This window comes from Snodgrassella sp. CFCC 13594 (assembly GCF_001590725.1).
GTDB lineage: Bacteria > Pseudomonadota > Gammaproteobacteria > Burkholderiales > Neisseriaceae > Snodgrassella.
Map to the genome: position 1 here is coordinate 1 of NZ_LQXR01000071.1, position 667 is coordinate 667.

Genomic DNA, 667 nt, shown 5'->3' on the forward strand with positions numbered 1-667 from the left:
ACATCTAAACATAACTTTACCATCTTAATTTGACACTGTATTAAAATTAGCGTATTTGGGAGCCGAAAGCGATTTCTTCACATCCCGAAAGCGATTTTCGTGGTTCGCGAGAGCGATTTCTTCACCTCCCGAATGTCCCTTTTGGCAATTCCCGAATGTCCCTTTTGGTGTTTCCCGAATCTACAAATGGCGTTTCGGGAATCTACAAATGGCGTTTCGGGAATCGACAAATGGAGTTTCGGGAATCGACAAATGGAGTTTCGCGAATAGCTCTTTGGTGTTAACCTGATTAGGCTTATCCTGATTAGGCTTATCCTGATTAGGCTTATCCTGATTAGGCAACAAAAAAAGAGCCTTATCGGCCCCTTTCTCTACAGTCACCTATCAGGCAACCTTACCTTTATCCGCCTTTCGCTGCGCCAAGGTTTCTTGAATCATCTCATTAGCCAAGCGCTTTTGTTCACTGCGCACAAACCGCGCCAGAATCTGCTTAATCAGCGGCTGATAGCCCAATCCATTCATCTCAGCGATTGCCTTTAAATCATCAATCATGCCCTGTGGCAAACGAATTGAAATAGCCTTCAAACCCAATAGGTCGTTTAGGCTGTCTGAACTTTCTTCAGACGATTGCACCACATGCGCTTCACTGGCACCCAATTCGCGGTTG

1 pseudogene is annotated in these 667 nt (G+C 45.1%); it reads right to left on the minus strand.

What is annotated here, in order from left to right:
* Positions 1 to 384 precede the first annotated feature (384 nt).
* A pseudogene (locus tag A2F46_RS12745) lies at positions 385 to 667 on the minus strand (hypothetical protein); the annotation flags it as partial.